The sequence below is a fragment of the Massilia mucilaginosa genome (assembly GCF_011682145.1).
Lineage (GTDB): Bacteria > Pseudomonadota > Gammaproteobacteria > Burkholderiales > Burkholderiaceae_D > Telluria_A > Telluria_A mucilaginosa.
This window is the reverse complement of record NZ_WHJH01000063.1, coordinates 14,730-35,465: the sequence shown is the minus strand read 5'-3', so window position 1 is coordinate 35,465 and position 20,736 is coordinate 14,730. Positions and strand designations below refer to the sequence as shown.

At 66.2% G+C, this 20,736-nt stretch carries 13 protein-coding genes and 1 riboswitch; of the genes, 12 read left to right on the top strand and 1 reads right to left on the bottom strand.

Annotated elements, in window-relative coordinates:
* The first annotated feature begins 271 nt into the window (after window positions 1–271).
* Window positions 272–488, top strand: a riboswitch (cobalamin riboswitch).
* Between the two features lie 178 nt (window positions 489–666).
* From F2P45_RS29805 to F2P45_RS29750, 12 genes are all read left to right on the top strand, one after another.
* Window positions 667–2,769: a TonB-dependent receptor gene (locus F2P45_RS29805; RefSeq protein ID WP_370663330.1), complete on the top strand. Its 2,103-nt coding sequence runs from the start codon at window positions 667–669 to the stop codon at window positions 2,767–2,769.
* A 109-nt stretch (window positions 2,770–2,878) separates the two neighbouring features.
* Complete coding sequence (locus F2P45_RS29800; RefSeq protein WP_166881848.1) at window positions 2,879–3,268, top strand: DUF2946 domain-containing protein; 390 nt, start codon at window positions 2,879–2,881, stop codon at window positions 3,266–3,268.
* A gap of 155 nt (window positions 3,269–3,423) precedes the next feature.
* A complete protein-coding gene (locus F2P45_RS29795; protein ID WP_166881847.1) occupies window positions 3,424–5,574 on the top strand; it encodes a TonB-dependent receptor in 2,151 nt (716 codons plus the stop codon).
* Between the two features lie 20 nt (window positions 5,575–5,594).
* Window positions 5,595–7,151 carry a PepSY domain-containing protein gene (locus F2P45_RS29790; protein WP_370663329.1) on the top strand — a complete coding sequence of 519 codons (1,557 nt, stop codon included), beginning with the start codon at window positions 5,595–5,597 and terminating at the stop codon, window positions 7,149–7,151.
* A gap of 344 nt (window positions 7,152–7,495) precedes the next feature.
* Window positions 7,496–9,319, top strand: a complete 1,824-nt coding sequence (locus tag F2P45_RS29785; RefSeq protein WP_166881845.1) for a hypothetical protein — start codon at window positions 7,496–7,498, stop codon at window positions 9,317–9,319.
* On the top strand, window positions 9,316–10,257 hold the full coding sequence (locus F2P45_RS29780; RefSeq protein WP_166881844.1) for a hypothetical protein: 942 nt from the start codon (window positions 9,316–9,318) through the stop codon (window positions 10,255–10,257). Before F2P45_RS29785 ends, F2P45_RS29780 begins: the two co-directional genes overlap by 4 nt.
* Window positions 10,258–10,301: 44 nt before the next feature.
* Complete coding sequence (locus F2P45_RS29775) at window positions 10,302–12,473, top strand: hypothetical protein (RefSeq protein ID WP_166881843.1); 2,172 nt, start codon at window positions 10,302–10,304, stop codon at window positions 12,471–12,473.
* A 29-nt stretch (window positions 12,474–12,502) separates the two neighbouring features.
* Window positions 12,503–14,302 carry a hypothetical protein gene (locus F2P45_RS29770; protein ID WP_166881842.1) on the top strand — a complete coding sequence of 600 codons (1,800 nt, stop codon included), beginning with the start codon at window positions 12,503–12,505 and terminating at the stop codon, window positions 14,300–14,302.
* Window positions 14,303–14,318: 16 nt separating this feature from the next.
* Window positions 14,319–16,412 carry a hypothetical protein gene (locus F2P45_RS29765; RefSeq protein ID WP_166881841.1) on the top strand — a complete coding sequence of 698 codons (2,094 nt, stop codon included), beginning with the start codon at window positions 14,319–14,321 and terminating at the stop codon, window positions 16,410–16,412.
* Window positions 16,409–17,530: a hypothetical protein gene (locus F2P45_RS29760; protein WP_166881840.1), complete on the top strand. Its 1,122-nt coding sequence runs from the start codon at window positions 16,409–16,411 to the stop codon at window positions 17,528–17,530. The genes F2P45_RS29765 and F2P45_RS29760 overlap by 4 nt, the downstream gene beginning before the upstream one ends.
* Before the next feature lie 14 nt (window positions 17,531–17,544).
* Window positions 17,545–19,167, top strand: a complete 1,623-nt coding sequence (locus F2P45_RS29755; protein WP_166881839.1) for a hypothetical protein — start codon at window positions 17,545–17,547, stop codon at window positions 19,165–19,167.
* A 41-nt stretch (window positions 19,168–19,208) separates the two neighbouring features.
* Window positions 19,209–19,538 (top strand): hypothetical protein, encoded by a 330-nt coding sequence (locus tag F2P45_RS29750; protein ID WP_166881838.1) that lies wholly within the window; start codon window positions 19,209–19,211, stop codon window positions 19,536–19,538.
* 69 nt (window positions 19,539–19,607) lie between these two features.
* On the opposite strand, the gene F2P45_RS29745 is transcribed toward F2P45_RS29750, so the two are convergent.
* The gene (locus F2P45_RS29745; RefSeq protein ID WP_166881837.1) at window positions 19,608–20,312 is read right to left on the bottom strand and encodes a putative adhesin; all 705 of its coding nucleotides are present in this window, start codon (window positions 20,310–20,312) and stop codon (window positions 19,608–19,610) included.
* Window positions 20,313–20,736 lie beyond the last annotated feature (424 nt).

Sequence of the window (20,736 nt, the reverse complement as noted above, 5' to 3'; positions counted from 1 at the left end):
TGCAAAGGTGTTCGAGATACTCGTCCAGATCTGCCAAATTGTCCATCTTCACCCCCATCGTCATGGAAGGTTTCAGTATACACAAGGGCTAATAGTTTACAATGCTTTTATGACACAGTAAGACTAAATGATTGCAGGGTAACTACGATCGTGACGAAATGCGAATCATTATCATTCGCTTTTGCATTTAGATGGCAGAAGCGGCAAGCCCCCCGGATCGGGCGACATCAAAAAGTTGCCAAATACCTCAGCAGACCGTATGATCGGCCCGTTTTGGTGCTCGCGGCCTGGCTCTTCAGGCCGCAGTTAAACGGGAAACACGCGCTGGTTTCAGCGGCAAACGTGTGCTGTCCCCGCAACGGTAAAACAGGCGCCGCACGGTATCGATGTGCGGCCGGTTGTCTCAGTAGTCCACTGTGCCATCGGCATGGGAAGGCGAGGCGATCCGACCTGTCAGCCCGGATACCGGCCAGGACGCAGGGAAGCTCAGCGACCGGGAATTGTCGTGTTTGTGGATGGTCCGGGACCGCGCGCACTGGCGCCGGCCCCTCATCGCCATCGACGCGCGCGCCGGTATCGGCCGCTACTTCATTTTTTCTCGGTGCACGGGGATGTGCGCCGTACAAAAAAGCAGGCCGGCCAGTCCGGTCATGACAGAAAGTACCCGTGAAAACTACCACTCCCGGCGCGCCGCGACGCGCCCTGCGCCTGCTGTCGCCGCTGCTGCTGTTGTCCTTGCCAGCCGCCGCCATCGGCGCCGCCGATGGCGATGCCCCCTCCCCCGTCCAGCAGGTGCGCGTGTCCGCCAGCCTGATCCCGCTCGGCGTTGCCGATTCGGCCAACCAGGGTACGGTGACCGCCAGGCAGCTCGAAAACCGTCCCCTGCTGCGCACCGGCGAGCTGCTCGAAGCGGTGCCGGGCCTGATCGTGACCCAGCACGCGGGCGACGGCAAAGCCAATCAATATTTCGCGCGCGGATTCAATCTCGATCACGGCACCGATTTCCGCACCTCGGTGATGGGCATGCCAGTCAATTTGCCGACCAACGCGCACGGCCAGGGCTACTCGGACCTGAATTTCCTGATCCCGGAACTGGTCAGCACCATCGCATACAAAAAAGGCACCTACTACGCGGAGGAAGGCGATTTTTCGACCGCCGGCGCCGCCGCGTTCGACTACCTGCGCCAGATGGAACAAGGCTTGCTGAGCGTGGAGGCGGGCCAGCACCGCTTCGGGCGCGTGCTGCTGGCCAACTCGACTGCGCTGGCCGGCGGCACGCTGCTGTACGCCCTCGAACGCGCCGGCCAGGATGGCCCCTGGGAGACGCCGGAAGACTACCGGCGCACCAACGGCGTGCTGTCGTACAGCTGGCGCCGCGGCGATGACGAGCTGCGCCTGACGGCGATGGCCATGCGCTCGTCGTGGACCTCGACCGACCAGGTGCCGCGGCGCGCGCTCGCTGCCGGCTTGATCGGCCGCTACGGCACACTGGCCCCGACCGACGGCGGCGCGACCGCGCGTTACAGCCTCTCCGGCGAGTGGAGCCGCCAGTACGGCGACGGCAGCGCCAGGGTCAATGCCTACCTGATTCAATCGCGGCTCGACCTGTTCAGCGACTTTACCTACGTGCTTGACGACCCCGGGCACGGCGACCAGTTCCACCAGGCCGAACGGCGCCGCATCATCGGCCTGGACGCCGAGCGCACATGGCGCCATGCGCTGGGACCGTTCGCTTCCGAGACGGCGCTCGGCGTGCAGGCGCGCGCCGATCGCCTGGCGCCAGTCGGCCTGTATGCGAGCCAGGGGCGCCAGCGCCTGTCGACCGTGCGCGAAGACCAGGTCAGGGAGCGCAGCGGCGCCCTGTATCTGTCCAACAGCACCGTCTGGACGCCCTGGCTGCGCACCGTCGCGGGCCTGCGCGCCGACCGTTACGGATTCGATGTGCGCAGCGACACTCGCGCCAATTCCGGCAAGGTCGACGCCGGCATCACCAGTCCCAAGTTCAGCGCCATTTTCACGGCGGGCAAGCATGCCGAGATCTACCTGAACTGGGGCCGGGGATTTCACAGCAACGACGCGCGCGGCGTCACCGCCAGCGTCGATCCGAAAACCGGGCTGGCGGTCGACGCCGACGGCGCCGCGATCGCGCGCGCCACGCCGCTGGTGCGCGGAAGCGGCAAGGAAGCCGGCCTGCGGCTGGCCGGCCTGGTGCCCGGCATGCAGACCACCATCGCCGCCTGGCGGCTCGACCTCGATTCCGAACTGATCTTCATCGGCGACGCCGGCACCACCGAGGCGGGCCGTCCGAGCCGGCGCCACGGCATCGAGCTGGCCAATTTTTACACGCCGGCCAGGGACTGGATCGTCGACGCCAACCTGGCGTGGTCGCACGCGCGCTTTCGCGACAGCGATCCGGCCGGCGCCTTCATTCCCGGTTCGATCAGCCGCACCGCCTCGCTCGGCGTGTCGGGCAGCGCCGGGGCCTGGTCGGGCGGCCTGCGCCTGCGCTATTTTGGCCCGCGCGCCTTGCTGGAAGACGATTCGGTGCGTTCGCCGGGGTCCACCCTGCTCAACATGAAGCTCGGCTACCGGCTCACGCCGGCCGTGAAGCTCACCGTCGAAGTGCTCAACCTGCTGGACCGCCGCGTGAGCGATATCGACTACTACTACGAATCGCAGTTGCCGGGCGAGCCGGCGCCGGTGGCCGACATCCATACCCATCCGGGCGAAATGCGCACCTTGCGCGCCGGCCTGGCATGGCGCTTCTGAACATGGCGCGGTTGCCGGTTCTCATCGCGCGCTGCTACAATCCGCGCATGTACATGACCAGACCAGCGCACCGATCGACGGCGCGCCATGCGTGCCCGGAGTGCCAGCGATGCGCCTGAACCGCAGGGCGACCGCCCTGGCGTCGTGGATGGCCATGCTGGCCATGCTCATGGCCATCCTTGCGCCGGCGCTCTCGCATGCCTTCGCCGGGGACGCCGGCGCGTCCTACCTGTCGGCCGACATCTGCCGGGCCGACAGCGCGGCGGCATCCGCCGACGGGATGGCGGCCGGCGACGCGGCTGCGCCCCCGCCGCACGAAGGAAAACTCAAACACTGTCCGTACTGCCACCACGGCAACGGCATCCTTATGTTGCCCCCAGCGCCCTGCGCGCTGGCGCTGGCCGTGGCCGACGCGCCACCGGCCGCGCAACTGCCCGACGCGCCCAAACCCGGCTCCGCATGGGCGCCGGCGCAAGCGCGCGGCCCGCCCTTGGCCTGATCCGGCAGGACTCCGCTCACGCATTGGTTAACGCAAGACCGGCAAGCGCCGCGTGCCTGCGGCTTTTCCGTGCCCGCTCCATGCAGCACCTGTGGCGCCGCCTGCGGCGCCCGTATCCACTCGCCTGTATCCAGGCAACAGAACAAGAGCAAGACATGACTTCAAGCCCCTTCCATGCAGCCGCGCTGGCCCTCGCCTGCGCCGCCATGACCAATCCGGCCCGCGCCGACGAAGCGCTCCCCACAGTGGAGATCACGGGAACGGCGCCGCGCGCCAACGGCAAGCTGAACCTCGACACGGCCAGCGCCACCGGCAGCCGGCTCGGCCTGACGCCGCGCGAAACGCCGGCCAGCGTCACCCTGGTCGACCGCGCCATGATCGAGGCGCGCGGCGCCCAGGATACCCAGGAAATCCTGCGCGCCATTCCCGGCGTGACCGCGCACAATGCGCCAGGCAATATCGGCGTCAGTTACCGCGGCTTCGGCAGCGGTTCGATCAGCCAGCTCTTCAACGGCATCAATGTCCAGTATGCGATCGCGGCACGCCCGGTCGACAGCTGGATCTACGACCGGGTCGAGGCCATCGGCGGGCCGTCGAGCTTCCTGTTCGGCGCGGGCGCGGTCGGCGGCACCATCAATTACATCACCAAGGTGGCCGAACGGCGCGACGCCGGACAGGCCCAGGTACGCCTGGGGACGGAGGGCTTGAAAGAAGCGTCCATCGGCCTGAACCGGCGCATCGGCGGCGCGGGCGACGACGGGCATTACCTGCGCATCGACCTCAACCACAGGAATGCGGACAGCTGGATCGACGCCTCGGGCGCCCGCTCGACCCAGCTGGCCGCCTCGCTGCGCTCCGAGCTCGGAGCGCGCTGGACGCACACGCTGGCCTACGAGCTGCAGGAGGAAGATGTGAAGCGGCCTTACTGGGGCACGCCGCTGCTCAATCCCGTGGCCGGGCGCGCGCGCATCGACCCGGCCACCCGTTTCAAGAACTACAACAGCGCCGACGGCGTCTACGCCCAGCGCGTCCACTGGCTGCGCTCGGTCTCCGAATGGCGCGCCTCGCAGCAGCTGGAGTTCACCAACACGGCCTACGCCTACGATGCGGTGCGCGACTACCGCAACGTCGAGAGCTACCGCTTCAACCCGGCCAACACGGCCGTGGCGCGTTCCGGCATCCTGTTGCAGCACCACGAGCAGCGCCTGCTCGGCGACCGGCTCGACGCCACCTACAAAGGCGCGCTGGCCGGCCGCCGCAGCGACTGGGCGCTCGGGGTCGATGTCAGCGTCAACCAGCAGACCCGTTTTCCGAACAGCCTGGCGGCCACGCTCGGCAGCGTCGACCCTTACGACTTTGCGACCGAGCGCTTCTTCGACATTCCCGGCATGAGCCCGGCCTTGCGGGCGGACCGCGACAACAAGGTCACCACGCGCGCCGCCTACCTCGAAAACCGCACCGCCGTGGCGCCCTCGCTGCACCTGGTCACGGCGCTGCGCCACGAGCGCATCGCGCTCGGCCTGGTCAACCGGCGCGAGATCAGCGCCGCCAGCCCGGCCAGCTTCGAACGCCGCTATCGTCCCACCACCGGCCGCGCCGGGCTGGTGTGGGACCTGGCGCCGGGCGCCAGCGCCTACGCCCAGTATGCGACCGCCGCCGACCCGCCGTCCGGCGTGCTGTCCACCGCCTCGTTTGCCGACGTGCGCAACAACAGCGAGCTGACCACCGGACGCCAGCGCGAGATCGGCGCCAAGCTCGATTTCTGGCAAGGCAAAGGCTCGGCCACCGTGGCCGCGTACCGCATCGAGCGCAAGAATATCGCCTCGCAGGACCCGGACAACAGCGCCCTGACCGTGCTGGTCGGGGAGCAGTCGGCCAAGGGCGTCGAGCTGGCGCTGGGCCTGCAGCCGACGCGCCAGTGGTCGATCCAGGCCAACCTGACCCGCGTCGACGCGCAATACGAACGCTACCGCCAGGGCGCCGTCTCGCTCGCCGGCAAGACCCCGGCGAACACGCCGCGCGGCGTGGCCAACCTGTGGCTGGGCTACGCCGTCACGCCAGGCATCAAGGCCAGCGTGGGGCTGCGCCGCGTGGGCCGCGTGTATGCGGACGCGGCCAACAGCATCGACTGGCCGGCCTACACCCTGCTCGACCTCGGCCTCAGTTACCAGCTCAGCGGCGATGTGGCCCTGGTCGGACGGGTGCGCAATGCGGCAGACCGGGTGCACGCCGTCAATCTCGGCGCGAACATGGCCTATCTGGGCGCGCCGCGCACGGCCGATCTTGCGCTGCGCGTGGCGTTTTGAGGCCGGCCATGGGAAGCTCGATGAAACGCCTGCTGTTCCTGGGCCACCGCTGGCTGGGCATCGTCCTGTGCGCCTTCTTTGCGATGTGGTTCGTCTCCGGCGTGGTGATGATGTACGTCGGCTATCCGAAACTGACCGAGGCCGAGCGCCTGCGCCATTTGCCGCCCTTGCAGGCCGGCGCGCCGCTGCTCGGGCCGCAACAGGCGATGTCCATCGCCGGCGTCACCGGGCCGCTCAGTGAGCTCAGGCTGGCGGCGGCCAGCGGCGGCGCCGCGGTCTACCTGGCCCGGCCCGCCGGCGCCAAGGGAGCCGCCGCGATCGCGGTCGATGCCCGCAGCGGCGCCCGCATCGCGCCCACCGGCCAGGCGCGCGCCATGGCCAGTGCCGCCGCTTTCGCCGGCCCGGGTGTCGGCACGCGCTACCTCGGCCCGGTGGACGAAGATGCGTTCACCCACTCGCGCGGCCTGGATGGCCACCGCCCCCTGCACCGGGTGCAGTTGTCCGACCCGGAGCAGACGCTGCTGTATGTGTCGGGCCGGACCGGCGAAGTGGTGCGCGACGCGCCGCGCACCGAACGGCTGTGGAACTACGCCGGCGCGTGGCTGCACTGGCTGTATCCTTTGCGCGGCAATATGTTCGATCGGTACTGGGCCGATATCGTCAACTGGCTCGCAATCGCCGGCACCGTCATGGTACTGGGCGGCGCGGCCGTGGGCCTGTTGCGCTGGCGCTTCCGGGCGCCCTACCGCAGCGGTTCGCGTTCGCCCTATCCGGGCGCGCTGATGCGCTGGCACCATGTGGGCGGCCTGCTGTTCGGGGCGGTGACGGCGACCTGGATCTTCAGCGGCCTGATGTCGATGAACCCGTGGCGCATTTTCGATGGCGGCGCGGCGCCGCTGCACATGCAGGCGCTCGAAGGCCCGGCGCTGCTGCCGTCGGCGCGCGACGCCGCGCCGGCGGCGCTGTTGTCGGCTGCGGGACCGGACATCCGCGAGCTCAAGTGGACGCGGGTCATGGGAAACACGCTGGTGCTGGCCCAGAGCGCGGCCGGCAAGCCGCTGGTCCTGGACAGCCAGGCCAGCCGCCCGGCGGTGCTCGACAGCGGCGCGCTGCTCGACGCCGCGCGCGGGCTGCTGCCCCATCCGGTCGCAAGCGTCGAACGGCTGGAGGCGTACGATCTGTACTATTACAGCCGCGACGCCCACAGCATGACCGGCGGCGCCGGCAAGCCGCTGCCGGTGTGGCGCATCGCCTTCGCCGATCCGCAGCGGAGCTGGGTGTATGTCGATCCGCACACGGGTGCGCTGGCCGGCCGCAGCGACCGCCACAAGCGAACCAGCCGCTGGCTGTTCGCCATGCTGCACAGCTGGGATTGGCTGCCCTTGCTGGAGCGCCGGCCCTTGTGGGACCTGATGATGCTGGCGTTCAGCCTCGGCGGCGCCGTCCTGAGCGCGAGCGGTATGGTGATCGGCTGGCGCAGGCTGGGGCGCAAGTTGCGCACCGCGGGTGCGAAGCCGCCAGCGCGGGGCCCGATCCCGCATCGAAAAAGCGAGCCTCGCACAGCCTCACCACACTGACAGTGCCCGGGCGCGCGTCGTCGGCCGCGCCTGCGCGCCGCAGCATGGGCCGGCGTGGCCGCACCGATGCGGCCTGCCGACAAGCTTGCCGAGCCCCAGCGCTCCGGCAAGAAGCCGTCCCGGCGCATGCCCGCAGCGCGTCCCATCCCCATATGTAACAGCCTGATACTTATCCGCCGGGCCTCCCTTCCGTACAGTGAATGAACACGTCGCCCATGGCATAGGCCGGGTCCGCTTCATCACCCTTCGCTCACCGTCGCCGATGTCATTCCGATTCATGCCCGACATCCGTTGATGTCGCCCACCCCGCTCGCGCGGCAGGACCGACCATGGACTCACCAATCATGACTGCCTCTCAAGGAATGCCGGACTGGCAAAGCGTCATCAGGACGGAAGACTTTGATTTGCTGGGTGCCTACAACGATGCGGGCCTGCGTTTTGCCGTGCCAAAGGCGGCTCACCTGGCGAGCAAAGCGGACGGCAGCCCTGATTTCTTTCTCGAATTCCTGTCCGATCAAAATAGCCAGGGGCCCGACGAGTGTCAGTATGCAATGCTGACCATGGGCCTGGAAAAGAGCGGGGATCTGGCCACGGCCTGCGCGGCGCTCAAGGCGGCCGGCAGCGGCGCGGCGCTGCTGGCGTGCACATTCACGACCGGCAGCTATGTGCACTTCGAACTCAACGACACCCATGTCTCGGCCCCATTCGCGTGGCAAGGCGCCGGGCGCGCCACCCTCAATGCCCGCCTCGCGAGCGACGCCGCGCGCCTGTTTTACGGGGCGCTTGCCCATGGCAACCTGACGGTGGCGCGCGCCGCCATCGAATGCGAAGTGGCCGCCGTGCTGCCGCGCCTCGATCTGCAGGTGCGCTTCGACACCGAGGCCACGGTGCGGGCATTGCAACAGGCCCTGGACGGCAACGGCACGGGCATCTCGTTTGCGGCGCTGAGCGCGTATTTGAGCACGCCGTCCAGTGGCCTGTTCAGCGTCACCGGTAGCGTGGGCGGCGCGGCCACGCAGCTCGGCCTGGTGCTGGCGGCGCGCCTGCGCCTGGCGTTTGGCCGCTACACGGCTTGCCGCCGTATCGACGACGGGCCGTATATCCGGCTTGACCTGCCCGCCGCCGGCGCGGCCGCCTGCACGCATTGGGACTTGCGCACACCGTGCCTCGGCGCCGTGCCGGTATTGCTGCGCTACGACCCGTTCAGTGTTCTCGCCAGTCGCGTGGCGCGCGACGAACTGACCAAGTTCACGCGCATTGCGCGCCTGCCCGATCAACTGCTGACGCGGCGGGTGACGATCGCGTCGGCAATACCGGAGCAGCTGCGCAATTGCGAACAGATTACCGTCAACCTGGAAGTGGCCGCCGCCGACGCAGCCTCCGGCACATCAAGCGCCTACTCGCTTGACCTGTATCCGCCACAGCGCCAATCCGCACAGGTCGATTTGCGCTACGCGCTGGTGCACTCGAAGCAACCGTATCGCGTCAGCGTGACGGTGGTCCAGTACGACGACGTGATCGATGGACCGTGGCGTGATGGCGGCGGCGACTACCTGTTCATCGACGCCGGCTGGCTACCTTCGCCGACGGCCATCGTCACGGTGAGCGCCGCGGCGGCACTGCTGGAGCAAGCCGTGCTGACAATCGGTTTGACCGGCGCGGCGGCGGACCCCGAGCGCCTGGGCGCGACCCTGGAACGCGACTGCCCCAGCGCCTCGTTCCTGGTCGCCGCGACCGACACGGCGCGCCTGTGCATCGTCGCGCACAACAGCACCGACCCCGCGCACACCATCACGCTCGACCTTCCATGCCACTCGGTGACGCTGGAACAGACGGCTTTCAGTCAGTACGGCGCGCAGGCGGTGCCGGTCGAGGTGCGCTTTCACGCCGACAGTAGCTGCGTACAGCTGGAATTTTTGCCGGAAAGCGCCGACGCCAATGCCGTCTTGCTGGAATTTTCGGCGGCCACGCCCGCCAGCCAATTGAATTATTTCGCCAGCAGCATGTTCAACAACCGCTATCGCTTTCGCGTGTACAGCGATCGGGAAGACGAATCGGCGCCATGGTCCGCCTTCCTCCCGCCAGACCGCGCTCTGGTCATCGGCATGTATGCCGATGGCGCCCGCGCCGAAGCAATGCCCTCACCTCCCGGAGTACCCACCCCATGAACCAGCTACCGCAAGGCTTTTATGTCGACGCACTGTATTGCTTTCCCGTCGGTCCCGACGGCGGCACCTTCGCCGTCCTCCCCGCGCCGCCGACCATCGACACCACAGAGGGCAGCCCCGGGCCGGCGCTGCTCGCCAGTGCGGCCGGCGCCGCGCTGTCGCTGCAAAGCGTCTGGCGCGCCGAGGCGAGCGACCTGGACGCCGTCCTGGCCAGCATCGCACAGCGCTATCCGCAGCTCGGCGCGGTCACGCTGACCAGCGCCGAGTTGTCCGATGTGACGGCCACGCTCACCCTGCATGCCGACGCGCAGGCGGCGCATGTCATCGGCCCGCAGCCGGCCTCGGCAACGGCGGCCAACCGCGCAGTCTTCAGCGACACGCTGACCACGCGCGAAAAGGAAGCGGCGCTGCGTGCGTTTCGCGGCGAAGCGGGCCTGCTGACACTGACGTACGCGGGCACGCTGACCCTCGACGAAGTGGCCGGCGTGGAGATCACGGGCGACCTGGCGGCCGCGCTGCACTCCCTGGCGCCGAAGGCGGCGCCACAGTCCGGCGGCTGGTTCGGCAAGAAGAAGGACAGCCCGCCGCCGGCGCCCCCCACCATGGCCGCGTGCGGCGCCGCCGTGCGGGCCGCCGTCGCGGCCGGCCAACTGTGCGTGGCCAGCCACGACACGCCCAACGTCTCGCAGCAAGCACGCGACGACGCCACAGCGGCGCTGTTTGCCACGCTGGCCGACACGCTGTTCGACAGGCTAAAGCAGATGGGCGCCGACGCCGTCTACATGAAGACCTTCCCGGTCAAGGTCGGCAAACAGGGCCTGGAACGCGCGACCTTCCTGGTCGGCGGCTCGGCCGACCTTGGCCAATGGTTTGCCGGCCATGACGGCGCCCGCCTGATCACCGACACGGCCAGTTCGATTGCCGAACCGCGCCGCTGAGCAGTTTTTCACCCAAGTCACATCCAACCGAAGGAGAGTAGCGCATGTTAACAATTTCGCCCGCAGTCACAGTCAACCAGGTTCCCGGGGATTTCGAGAGTACCTTCAATGACTATATCCTGTACCCGGACAGCGACGACAAGAACGTGTTTTATGCCATGGCCGAGAAACCGACCTTCTTGAAGGATGGAGAGGGTACGCCAAGCTTTAACCTGACCTGGTTTTTTGGCGCCGATATCACTGGCGGGATTTGCAGCATGACGGTCGGCCTGCCCATGCCAAACATGCTGGTGCCTGAGGTAAGAAGAAAATTGCTCGATGCCATCACGGGTGATCAAAGCACCTCCAACATCGCCAAGAAGACCATGGAATTGTGCGTCGCGATGGACGCATCGGACGCGGCAAGCGTGGCGAAAGCGACGGCGCTGAAAGCGGAACTCGGCTTGAACGCTGCGGCGGCGGATCAGAAAAAGGCTGTCTGGAACAAAAACGGCGACTGGACGCAGTTCTTGCCAGACACCAATATCCAGATCAGGCCAATCCCGTATACCTCGGGAACCGTGCTGGTGCAGGCATTCAACACCAAGGAATCGTATGCCGCATCCGACCCGGCCTTTAGTTCGGGCCTGCTGAAAACCACCCCATCGCTGTTCAACAGCAATGCGGCCGTGGTCACGTTCAACCTCACCGAGGTGGGCGCGAGCCTGTTCTGGCAGGCGCTGGGCGGCTGGGAACTCGACGACAGCAGCCCGAAACCGGCCGGCTACGACAAGACCAAGGGCGGCAGCAGTGTCATCAGCGTGACCTACCAGGTGACGTTCGATGGCATGCTCCCGGAAGCCCAGGCCACCGTCACGCTCAAACACGACGTTATCGCCAAGCTCGACATCGAAACCCAGGTCAAAAACGGCTCGTGGGGCCGGACCTACAGGGAGGACGTCGTGCGCGGCAAGGAGTATAACGATGCGGTCGACAGTTGCACCAAGATTGTGTTGCCTGCCGTTGCCTCGAAAGACGACAAGGACAGCGTGCAAAAGTTGCTGACCGACTGGGCCGGCAAACAACTCGAGGACATGCTCAAGGCCAAGCTGCCCGATGTCAGCCTCAACGACCTGAGCCTGGACGGCGCGCGCCAGATCAACCAGCAGATGGACCAGCACCGCGATTTCACATTGACCCAGGCGGTCTCGGTGCCCAAGAATCCCCAAGGGCAATTGCCCAAGCTCGATGGCCTGGTGAAGGGCGACACCAGGCAGCTGTTCCAGGTGATCAATCTCAACGACGTCCCTTACGTCAAGGTCGACCTGGCTGTGGCGGCGCCCAACGTGGCCGACCTGAAAAAACGCATGGTCGACCGTTTTGTGGTGACGGAGCTCACTTACGCGGGTCAGAAACTGCGCGACGAGACCGGCACTGATGTCTCCAGCATCGAATATCAGACCAGCGCGCAGCAGCCGGTCAGCATCCGGTGCAAAGGCACCTTCGGAAAAACCAGCAAGGACACGCAAGTGCGCTACAGCTACCTGGTGGCGTATTCCGACGGCACGCCGTCGTACAAGGCGTCGGCGGCGAGCCAGAGCGGGAACAACTATCTTGACTTCTCGGGCATCGACATCGGCGTGCTCAGCGTCAAACTCAACGCGATCGACTTGCCATGGGATGTGATCAGCAGCGCCCATGTGGTGCTGACATATGGCGACTGGAAAAAGACCGTGGCGCTCAGCCGCGACCAGACGCCGGCCTTGATCAGCCAGGCCTTCGGCCAGGCCATGAATCAGCAGCTCAGCTATCAACTGACCTTGAATCTGACGGCCGGGGCATCCGTCGTGGGCGATGTCACGCCGGTGGCACTGAAAAACGGCCAGGGCGAGATCACCTTCACCTCCCCGCTCGGCGACATGGTGAACCCGATCAGTTTTCAACTCGACACCGATGTGCTCAAGGCGCAACTACGGGTGGAATACACCTTCCGCAACAGCGGGCCGGACCGGGTCTTCAGCCAGGCGATACAACTCGACAGCGCCAGGGACGGCGGCCAGATGGAGTGGAAGGTGCCGGCCGACAGCGGCAAGGCGTGCGCCTTGCGCATCGTCAAAGCGCGCGTGACGACCAGCACCGGCAGCCGCGAGCTGACCGATCTGTCCGGCGGCAAGATCGATCCCGTCGAGCAGCAGCTGAGCATCACCGTGTATTCCGACCGGATCGATTCGTTCTAATCACGCGCAGCGCGCGGGAAGGCTGACCGATGCTTGCAGACGACCAAAAAGTGGACCTGGAAACCGCGCGCGGCATGCTGGTGTACCGCGATGCCGCGCTGCCCACGCTGTTCCACTATGCCGCGACCCGCCCCGCCATCGCGCGCGGCGACGATGGCACCTACCAGCTCACCCTGGTCCATTACGACCGGCCCATCGACGGCCTGGCCGGCATGTTGTCGCTGGTGGTCGATCTGCGGCCCGATCCGGTGCAGATGGACAATATGGAGCGCGAGCTGGCGGCACTCCACCCCGGCGCCGACCTGCAATTCCAACCCATCGCCTGGAGCGGCGGCACGGTGGCCGCCGCCATCATCGGCGGCGGCGCGGTGAGCGCCACGCCGTCGCTGCTCGGCCAGAATGCGGCCGCGCTGGCGATCGGCTTGACGACCGACCAGTATGTGCTGCTCAGGGGGGGCGCCGGCACGCCGCAGGCGGCGCCCGTCCAGATCGTCTACTCGCTCTCGTACGCGGCGATGCGCCGCTCGTATGGCGCGACGATTCGCTTCGACGAATCCAAATTCCGCGACTGGGTGCAAAAAAAGTGTTCGGCCAACTTCGTCGTCATCAGCGTCGAAAAGAGCGACACCTTCGAACAGCTGCGCCAGGACGGCGTGCTGCGCGTGGAGTCGGTCAACCAGAGCGGCGACGAAGCGCCGCCCGGCTTGCGCGACGCCTTCCTCAGGAGCCTGCAAAGCATCCTGACGCCGCTGCCGCGCTTTGCCCAGGCGCCCGAAGCGAGCAGCGGAAACTGGCTGCTCGGTTTTGACTGCGCCAGCGTGCACGACGTGCAAAACATGTCCAGGCGCCTCGACACCGACATGCAGGTCACGGGCGCGGTGGCGCGCACGGCGGTGCTGCAGGGCGCGCCGGACGGCCTGGCCGAGGCGCTGGCGCAGCGCCCCGACATCGAACTGTCCACCGGCGCCAGCTTCACCCAGCCGTTGACGGTGCGCTGCCACGACCGCTTCGGCGGCCGGCCCCTGCGGCGCGCCGACGTGCGCATCACGCCGGCGCCGTCGGCCAGGGACACGAACGTGGTCGGCTTCACCGCGCCGACCGACGCGGCGACGCTGCAGCTCACGCGCGCGCCGGACATGGCCGCGGCCTACAGCTACGACTGCACGCTGTACTTTGGCGCCGACGCCGCCCCATGCCGTTCGGGCGCCATCGCCATCGCGCCCGGCCAGGCCTATCTCGACGTCGTACCGGCGCGCTGGTACACCTATCGCCAGTACCTGGCCGGCGTGGCCGACGACTTTCCGTGGGACCTGGTGCGCTCGGTGCGGCTGGAACTGAACGGGCCGGCCGCGCTGGCCTACGCGCCGGCCGTGCTGGACATCGACAAATACACGGCGGCGCTGGCGATCGATGCGTTTGCGCCGTCGGCGGTCGACCTCGACGCCGTGGGGTATACCGCCACCTATACCCCGCGCCTGGGCGCGTCGTTCAGCGTCCCCGGCCAGCCAGCCGGGGCCGCCATTTTCTTGAATCCCCTGCGCCGGCGCAGGGTGACGTTTGGCGTCGCCGCAGGGTACGACTGGCGCCACACGAGTGCGATCGACGTGGTGCTCGCCGGCGCCGCCGGCAACCCGCAGTTGTGGGGCGACGGCAAGCTATGCCTGACGCCGGCGCAGCCGCGGCGCGAATTCATCTATTGGTACGCGTTCGACAAGACGCTCAGCTTTCGGTGGCGCGTGCGCGACGCCGCCGGCACCGCCTCGGCGCAGATATTGACGACCTCAAGCGCGCTCGACGTGATTTTCCCGCAACCACCAGCAGTCCCTTAACCCACCGGAGAAGCGCATGATTTACATTGACAAAAACAAGCTCACCGTCGACGGCGTCGACGTCTACCCGGACCACGCCTCGCCGACCCAGTTCTGGTATATCCCGGGCACGATCACCCTGGCGCGGCGGGCCGGCAAGAGCGTGCTGTCGTACTTCTGGTACACCGACTCGGAAAACGACACCGATGGCGTCGGTTTCCTCAATTTCGAGGTCAACACCAGCGTGCCCCAAGCCACGCTGGACAAGATCAGGGCGCAGCTGGACGTGCCAGCGGGAACGGATCGCGCCAGCATCCGCCTCTCCACCGTGCCCTACCAAACCGGCAGCGTCAATTTTTCCGTGCTCGGGCCGATGGCGGCGCAGGCTGCCGATGTCGGCAAGGACGACACCGTGGTCTATCAGAGCGCGGAGCAACGGGTGTGGCGAGCCGGCTCCTCCTCGCTGGTGGGCGACAACGCCGCCGTGTGCGGGGTCACGTTCAGCAAGGAAGGCAAGCTGGCGGCGGCCATGAAAGCGGCGCTGGAGAGCAAGGGCCAGTACATCGCCGCAGTGTACCGCCTGGAATTTCTTGCCATGCGGCCATCCGTGTCGTTCAAGGTCACGGGCGAGTTCAAGAAGACGATCCAGGATTTCCAGGCCAGCATCGGCACCCAGATTCCGCTCGAAGCCTTGGTGCTCGACATCGGCATCAATGCCCGCTGGCAGAAGATCATGCAAAACACCGACCTGAAGATCGAGGTCGTGAACTACACCGGCAAAGGCGAAGCCGAGCTCGAAGGCCTGAAGTGGGCGCGCCAGCTCTTGCTCGACTACGTGCTCAAGAACTTTTTTGAAGTCCAGCTCGGCAACGACCCGAATGCCTGGAGTCCCCTGAAAGACGAACCGAAGGTCGACGAAGCCGTGCAGCGCTCGAAGGCGACCGAGGTGGCGGCCGCCGACAAGGTCGAACAAGACACGGCGGGCGAAGCCGACAGCCCGGAAAAGAGCGAGCAGGCGGCGGAGGCCGTCAAGGAAATCGTCAAGGCGGCGACCCTGATGATACCGAAAGTGAATATCCGCGCATCCTACTACCACGGCAGCCAGGTCAACTCGATCGACTTCCTGTACTCGGAACAAAACGCGACCACCATGGTCGTGTTGCCGCAGGCGCTGGTCGGGCTGGGGCCGGACGAGCAGGCCGACGAGCACATCACCGCGCTGAACCGGGCCCAGGACCCGTTCGGACGACGCTACAACGTCGCGCTGTCGGTCCCGGGCGCCGACAGCCAGGCCAGGCTGGGCCTGCAAACGCTGAACGTGCAGGCGCGCTATCCGGCCGGCAGCCCGAAGGACAAGCAGGCGTCATACAGCCTGAGCATCAATGGCGGCCAGACCAGCGGGACCAATCCATTGCCGTTCCAATACGACGCCAAGGGCAGCCCCGGGGTCGAATACCGCGCCGACTTCGTTTTCGCGCCCGACGCCGGCTGGGACAGCGATACCTACCAATACACCTTGACCGGCGTCAGCGAAACGGGCGTGGTCGCCGCCATGGCGGAGTCGGTGGCGGAATTCCTGACCATTAACATCGACCTGCGCGACGATTTCGTCTGGGACGACGCCGACCAGGCGCTGGTCATCCTGTCGAGCAAAAAATGGAATGGCGACAAGCGCGTCGTCATCCAGAAAGGGAAGGAAGCGCCGCAAGTGTTGCGCATCCGCAGCGACGCCAGGTTCCGCGCCGAAGCGGTCAGCTACCGGGTCGAACTGTCCAAGGGCAACAAAACGCTGCACTCCTACGGGCCGCTGCCGATGCAGGACAAACATATCACCGTGTTCGATCAATACGCCGAACATGTTCCGGTGTATTTCACCGCCCGTTTCGAGGACGACAGCGTCGATGTCACCTTGACGTATACCGATGGCGAGGCCGCATGGGAAGACCAGTTTTCGCTGGACGCCGGACAGAAGAGAGTCCCGCGCATCATTCCGGTGATGAAGGCTGTCGCGCAAAAGAGCGCGCTCGAAGCGCAGTACGACATCCTTTACGCGTCGGGCGCCACGGTACGCGGCACGGTCAAGGGCGGCCAGACCGCGACGATCCGCGCCGCCACCGGTGCGCTCTCATGACGAGCCTGGCGGCGCCCCGCCCCTTGCACGCCGGCGTGGCACGGGCGCACGCCATCATTGCCGCGCGCGACCCCGGCGCGGGGCGCGAATTCGCGCGCGTCACAGGGGCCGCCGACGCGGCCTGCGGCGGCGGCGCATGGGCGGGAGCCTGGCTGAACCAGCATGACGCGCCGCTGGAATTTGGTTTCAGCACGGCGTGCCGCGACTTGCGCTACACCATGGAAGTGGGCGGCTGCGCCAGCGCGCCGGGATCACGGCTCGCCATCGTCGATGCCTTGCTGACGGAACTTGGCGTCGATGCGGGCTGGGATGGCGTGGCGCGCCGCTTCCCGGCCTTGCAGCGCGATGCCACGCTGGCCTGGGGCGCGTGGCTGGCGGCGCGCCAGCCGGTACCGCAGCGCGAGGCCGAGCCTACCCGCTACAAGATTTATGCGGAAGTGCCAGCCGCTGCGCACGAGGCCGCCATGACCTTGCTGCGGTCCTATCTGGGGCCGGCGCCGCTGGCGGCGGCGCCGCGCGCGCGCCTGGTCATGCTGGGCGCGGCGCCCGGCTCGCAGCGCTGCGAATTCTACTTCGAATTGGGTAGCCGCGAGCTGAGCCTGGACTGCTTGCGCGCGCTGCTCGCGCAAGCCAGCCTGGCACACTGGCGCGATGCACTGGCCGCGCTGGTGGGGCGCTTCGATTTCCGGCGCGGGCGCAGTACGGACGCCTTGCCGCAAGCCCAGTACGGCTTCAGTTACTCGGTCTTGCCGGACGGGCGGGAAGCGGAGTTCTCACTGCTCGCGTTTGCCGCCGACCTGGCCGGCGGCGACGCCTGGGTGCGCCAGCAGGTGCTCGCCGTGGCCGCCGGGCGCGGGTTGGACCTGGCTGTCTACGGCGCCCTCAGCGCGCCGCTCGCGCAGCGCGATGCGGGTACCAGGTTCCACAACATGATCACGTTTTCCGTCGGTGAGCGGGCGCCGCCCGGATGGCAGATCTCGCTCAGCCCGCCACCCGATGCCGATGTATTCCAAGCAAGCGGCTGCACCGGCCGTGCGGCGCAGCGCGCGGGCCGCCAGTGCGATGCGGCGCCGCCGGTTGGCGCCGCGTGCCATTTTCCGCAATCCGTACTCAACTAAAGGAGCGAGCACACATGTTAACCATTTCATCGATCACGGTACAACGGGGACGCGTGGCGAAAACCGATCTCGGCGCCGCGCTGACCAATCTGTCGGCCGACCTGACCGCGCCCGCCACGCTGAGCGGCGCGGCCGGCGCCAGCTTCTACCTGCCACGCTACCGTCCGGCCGCGCAACAACAGGGCGGCCACGAGGCCTTTGCGACCAGCCTGGACGCGGATGGCACGCTGACCCTGTTTCTTGAGGCCGGCATGCCCGACGACTTCGCCGGCGAGCGCAATGGCGTGGCGCCGCTCATGGACGGCACCGCGTTCACGCTGGTGCTGGCGGCCAGCGCGGTGCGCTTCCCGCTGCGCGCGACGGCGCAGGGCGCCATGCTGCGCTTATCGGTGCAACTGGCCGGTGCACAGCGCGACTTGGTGCGCGCCGCCCTGTTCGACGCCACGCCGAACGTGGCCATCGAAGTGCAGCAAACCGTGCTCCTGGCCGCGCCGCAAAGCAGCGCTTTCATCGAGCACAATTGGGCGAACGACACGCTGCGAACGGGTTTGCTGAACCAGTTCGGCGGTATTCCATTCGACTCGGCGTCAAGCTATTTTCAGATGGCCAGCGACACCGACCCCGATTTTGCGCACCAGTACCTGCTGCTGGCCTGCGTCTACAGCGCCTCGGTGGGCGTGCCGCCGCTGCCCGGCTACGTGCAGTGGCAAGTGAGCTGGAATGGACGGGCGTATAACTATTACCAGGACAACCGCGAGCACACGCACGTGTTTTTCCTGCCCGACCGGTTTGAATTCGCGCGCGGCCCGAGCGGCGCAGCCACCGTCTCGCTGCTGCAGTTTTCCGTGCCCGACGATGCGACCTCGATCGATCAAACCCGCGCCATCTTCCGCTACTTCGGCAATCCCGTGGTCGACCGCACCAGGATCGACGATGCGGCGCGCGCGCTGCGGGAGCGGCTGGGGCTCACGGTGCAGATGATCAATATCGAGGATGGCCACGATGTCAAAAAGACGTTCAGCCAGTACCTGCCGAATAGTGAAGCCAGCAGCGAGAGCGGCAATCTGACGGTGCAGCGGCAGGCCGACGTCAATCTGGCGCGGGGATTGAGCAATACGCTCGACTTGAACCTGACCCAGTTCCGCGCCCTGTGGGCGGCGATCTGCAGCGAAGCCCCCGAGAAGACGCTGTTTCGCGGCTGGGTCGACATCGAACTGTCGGCCGGCAGGTATGCCGACCGGATCGACTTCGACGGCCGCCTGGCGGCGGGCAATCGGACCAGCTTCCTCGATGACATTCTGGATGTCTCCACCAGCAACACCTATGCCGCCGATTTCAAGATCAATACGGTGCCCGCCGTCTTCAAGGACCATCCGGAACTGCTCGAAATCGCCCTGACATTCGCCGGCAACAAGGTGGTGCTGCTCGAGCCCGACACGCCAAAGGCGACTGTTCGGCTGGAACGCCCGATCCGCGATATCATCCTCGGCCAGGGTGCTGCCAATGAGCACCCGTACCAGATGCGCGTGGTGCACGACGACGGCACCGAAGGTCGCGCCAATTTTTCGATCAATTGCAATGACCCGAGCTTGTGGATCAAGCAAAGCATGATCGATGCGTGCACAGACGGCGCATAAGCGCCGGCCCGAACCAACAACGACAATAAAGGAGAGAAATCATGGCGGGAAGAAAGCTGTTCACCAATCGAAGCGACTACGCACTGGCGGTCACACTGCTGATCCGCAGCAGTGACAACCCGAACAATCAGGCTGGCATCAAGCAATTCACGCTAGCGCCCTCCGAATCGCAGTGGCAAGAGTATGGCAACGACACCGACATTTACCTCAACGGCTTCAAGCTGGTAGCGAGCCACAACGGAGCGCTCATCGCCCAGCAGGACATCGTCGTGATACGCGCTTCACCGCTGGACAACCAGCTCAATATGTTCAATGCCGTCGACTTCGTCGGCGAGAACTGGGGCTACTCGATCCGCACACAGCAGGCGTAGCGCGCCATGCCGGGCAGGCTGCCGGCCTGCCCTGCCGCCTGCCTGGCGCAAGGTGCGCCAGGGATGACTTTACAGCGCTTTCAACACCGCCGCCGTCGCCGCATCGAAGACCTTGGCCGCCTTGACCGCCGCGGCAGTGTCAAACGGATCCTTTTTTGCCGCGTCCAGCGCCGCACCGGCCGCCTTGAGCGCATTGTCATAATTGGGCGCAGTGTCCTTCAGGCTCTTGACGTAAGCGACTGCCGCGTGGGCCACGGCGTTAGCGTTACTCCATACAAACGGGCCGGCATCGGGATTGCTGTCCTGATTGGCGCACGCCGCCCAAAAAACACGCGTCCTGGCGCCTGTCTGTTTCGCCGTATTGGCCTTGATAACTTTCTGCACCGCATCGCTTTTGAGCAAATCTTGCAGTTTGGTATCCTTGGCGACCATGACGACGTTGCTCGCACCCCGTGGTATGGCGGCCTGTACCGTTGATTTCAAGCTGCCCAGATCATACAAGACCAGGTTGGGCGCCCTTTCCCCTGCCCTGAAGATCTTCGGCATGCCCATCGGCTGCAAGTCCGAGACCGCCGTGACCGAGGTCCTCAGCACCAGCCGGTCGATCGGCTTGCAGCCGACCAGCGCCAGCACCGGGCCATCGGTCAAACCCGTTCCCACGGGCTGCAACAAGTAAAAATCCACGTTGGCAGGCATCACGAAATTGTCGGCGCCCCCTTCATAACTGCCGTGGCCGGCGAGAATGACATCGTTGGAACTGGTGGTAACAGGCATGGAAAACTCCTCGTGGATGAAGGATCATTACTGGCGGAATGAAGCGGCTGCGCACAGCGGCCGCGGTGTGGCGCCAGGGCCATGGCGGCCCGCGCGCAACCCACGATACGATTTGGCGTGAAAAAAGATAAGTATCACTAAGGTAACGCCGCGCATGATACATGCCGCACGCCGGCGCCGATCGTCGCCCTGCACCGTGCCCGTGCGCCCGGCGCACGCGGGATACACAAGGGCCAACGATGAATACTTGGCATCGGATCATCGCCTCGGAGATATAATCAATATTGCAAAGTTGCGTAATGCGTCGGTCGATTCCGCCGGGGAGTTTTGCAGATTGCTAAGTGAACTGGCGCTGCGGCTATGCGTGCATAGTGACTTGCGCAGTAATTTGATTTGGCAATTTGACTTGCTTGATGTCAAATTG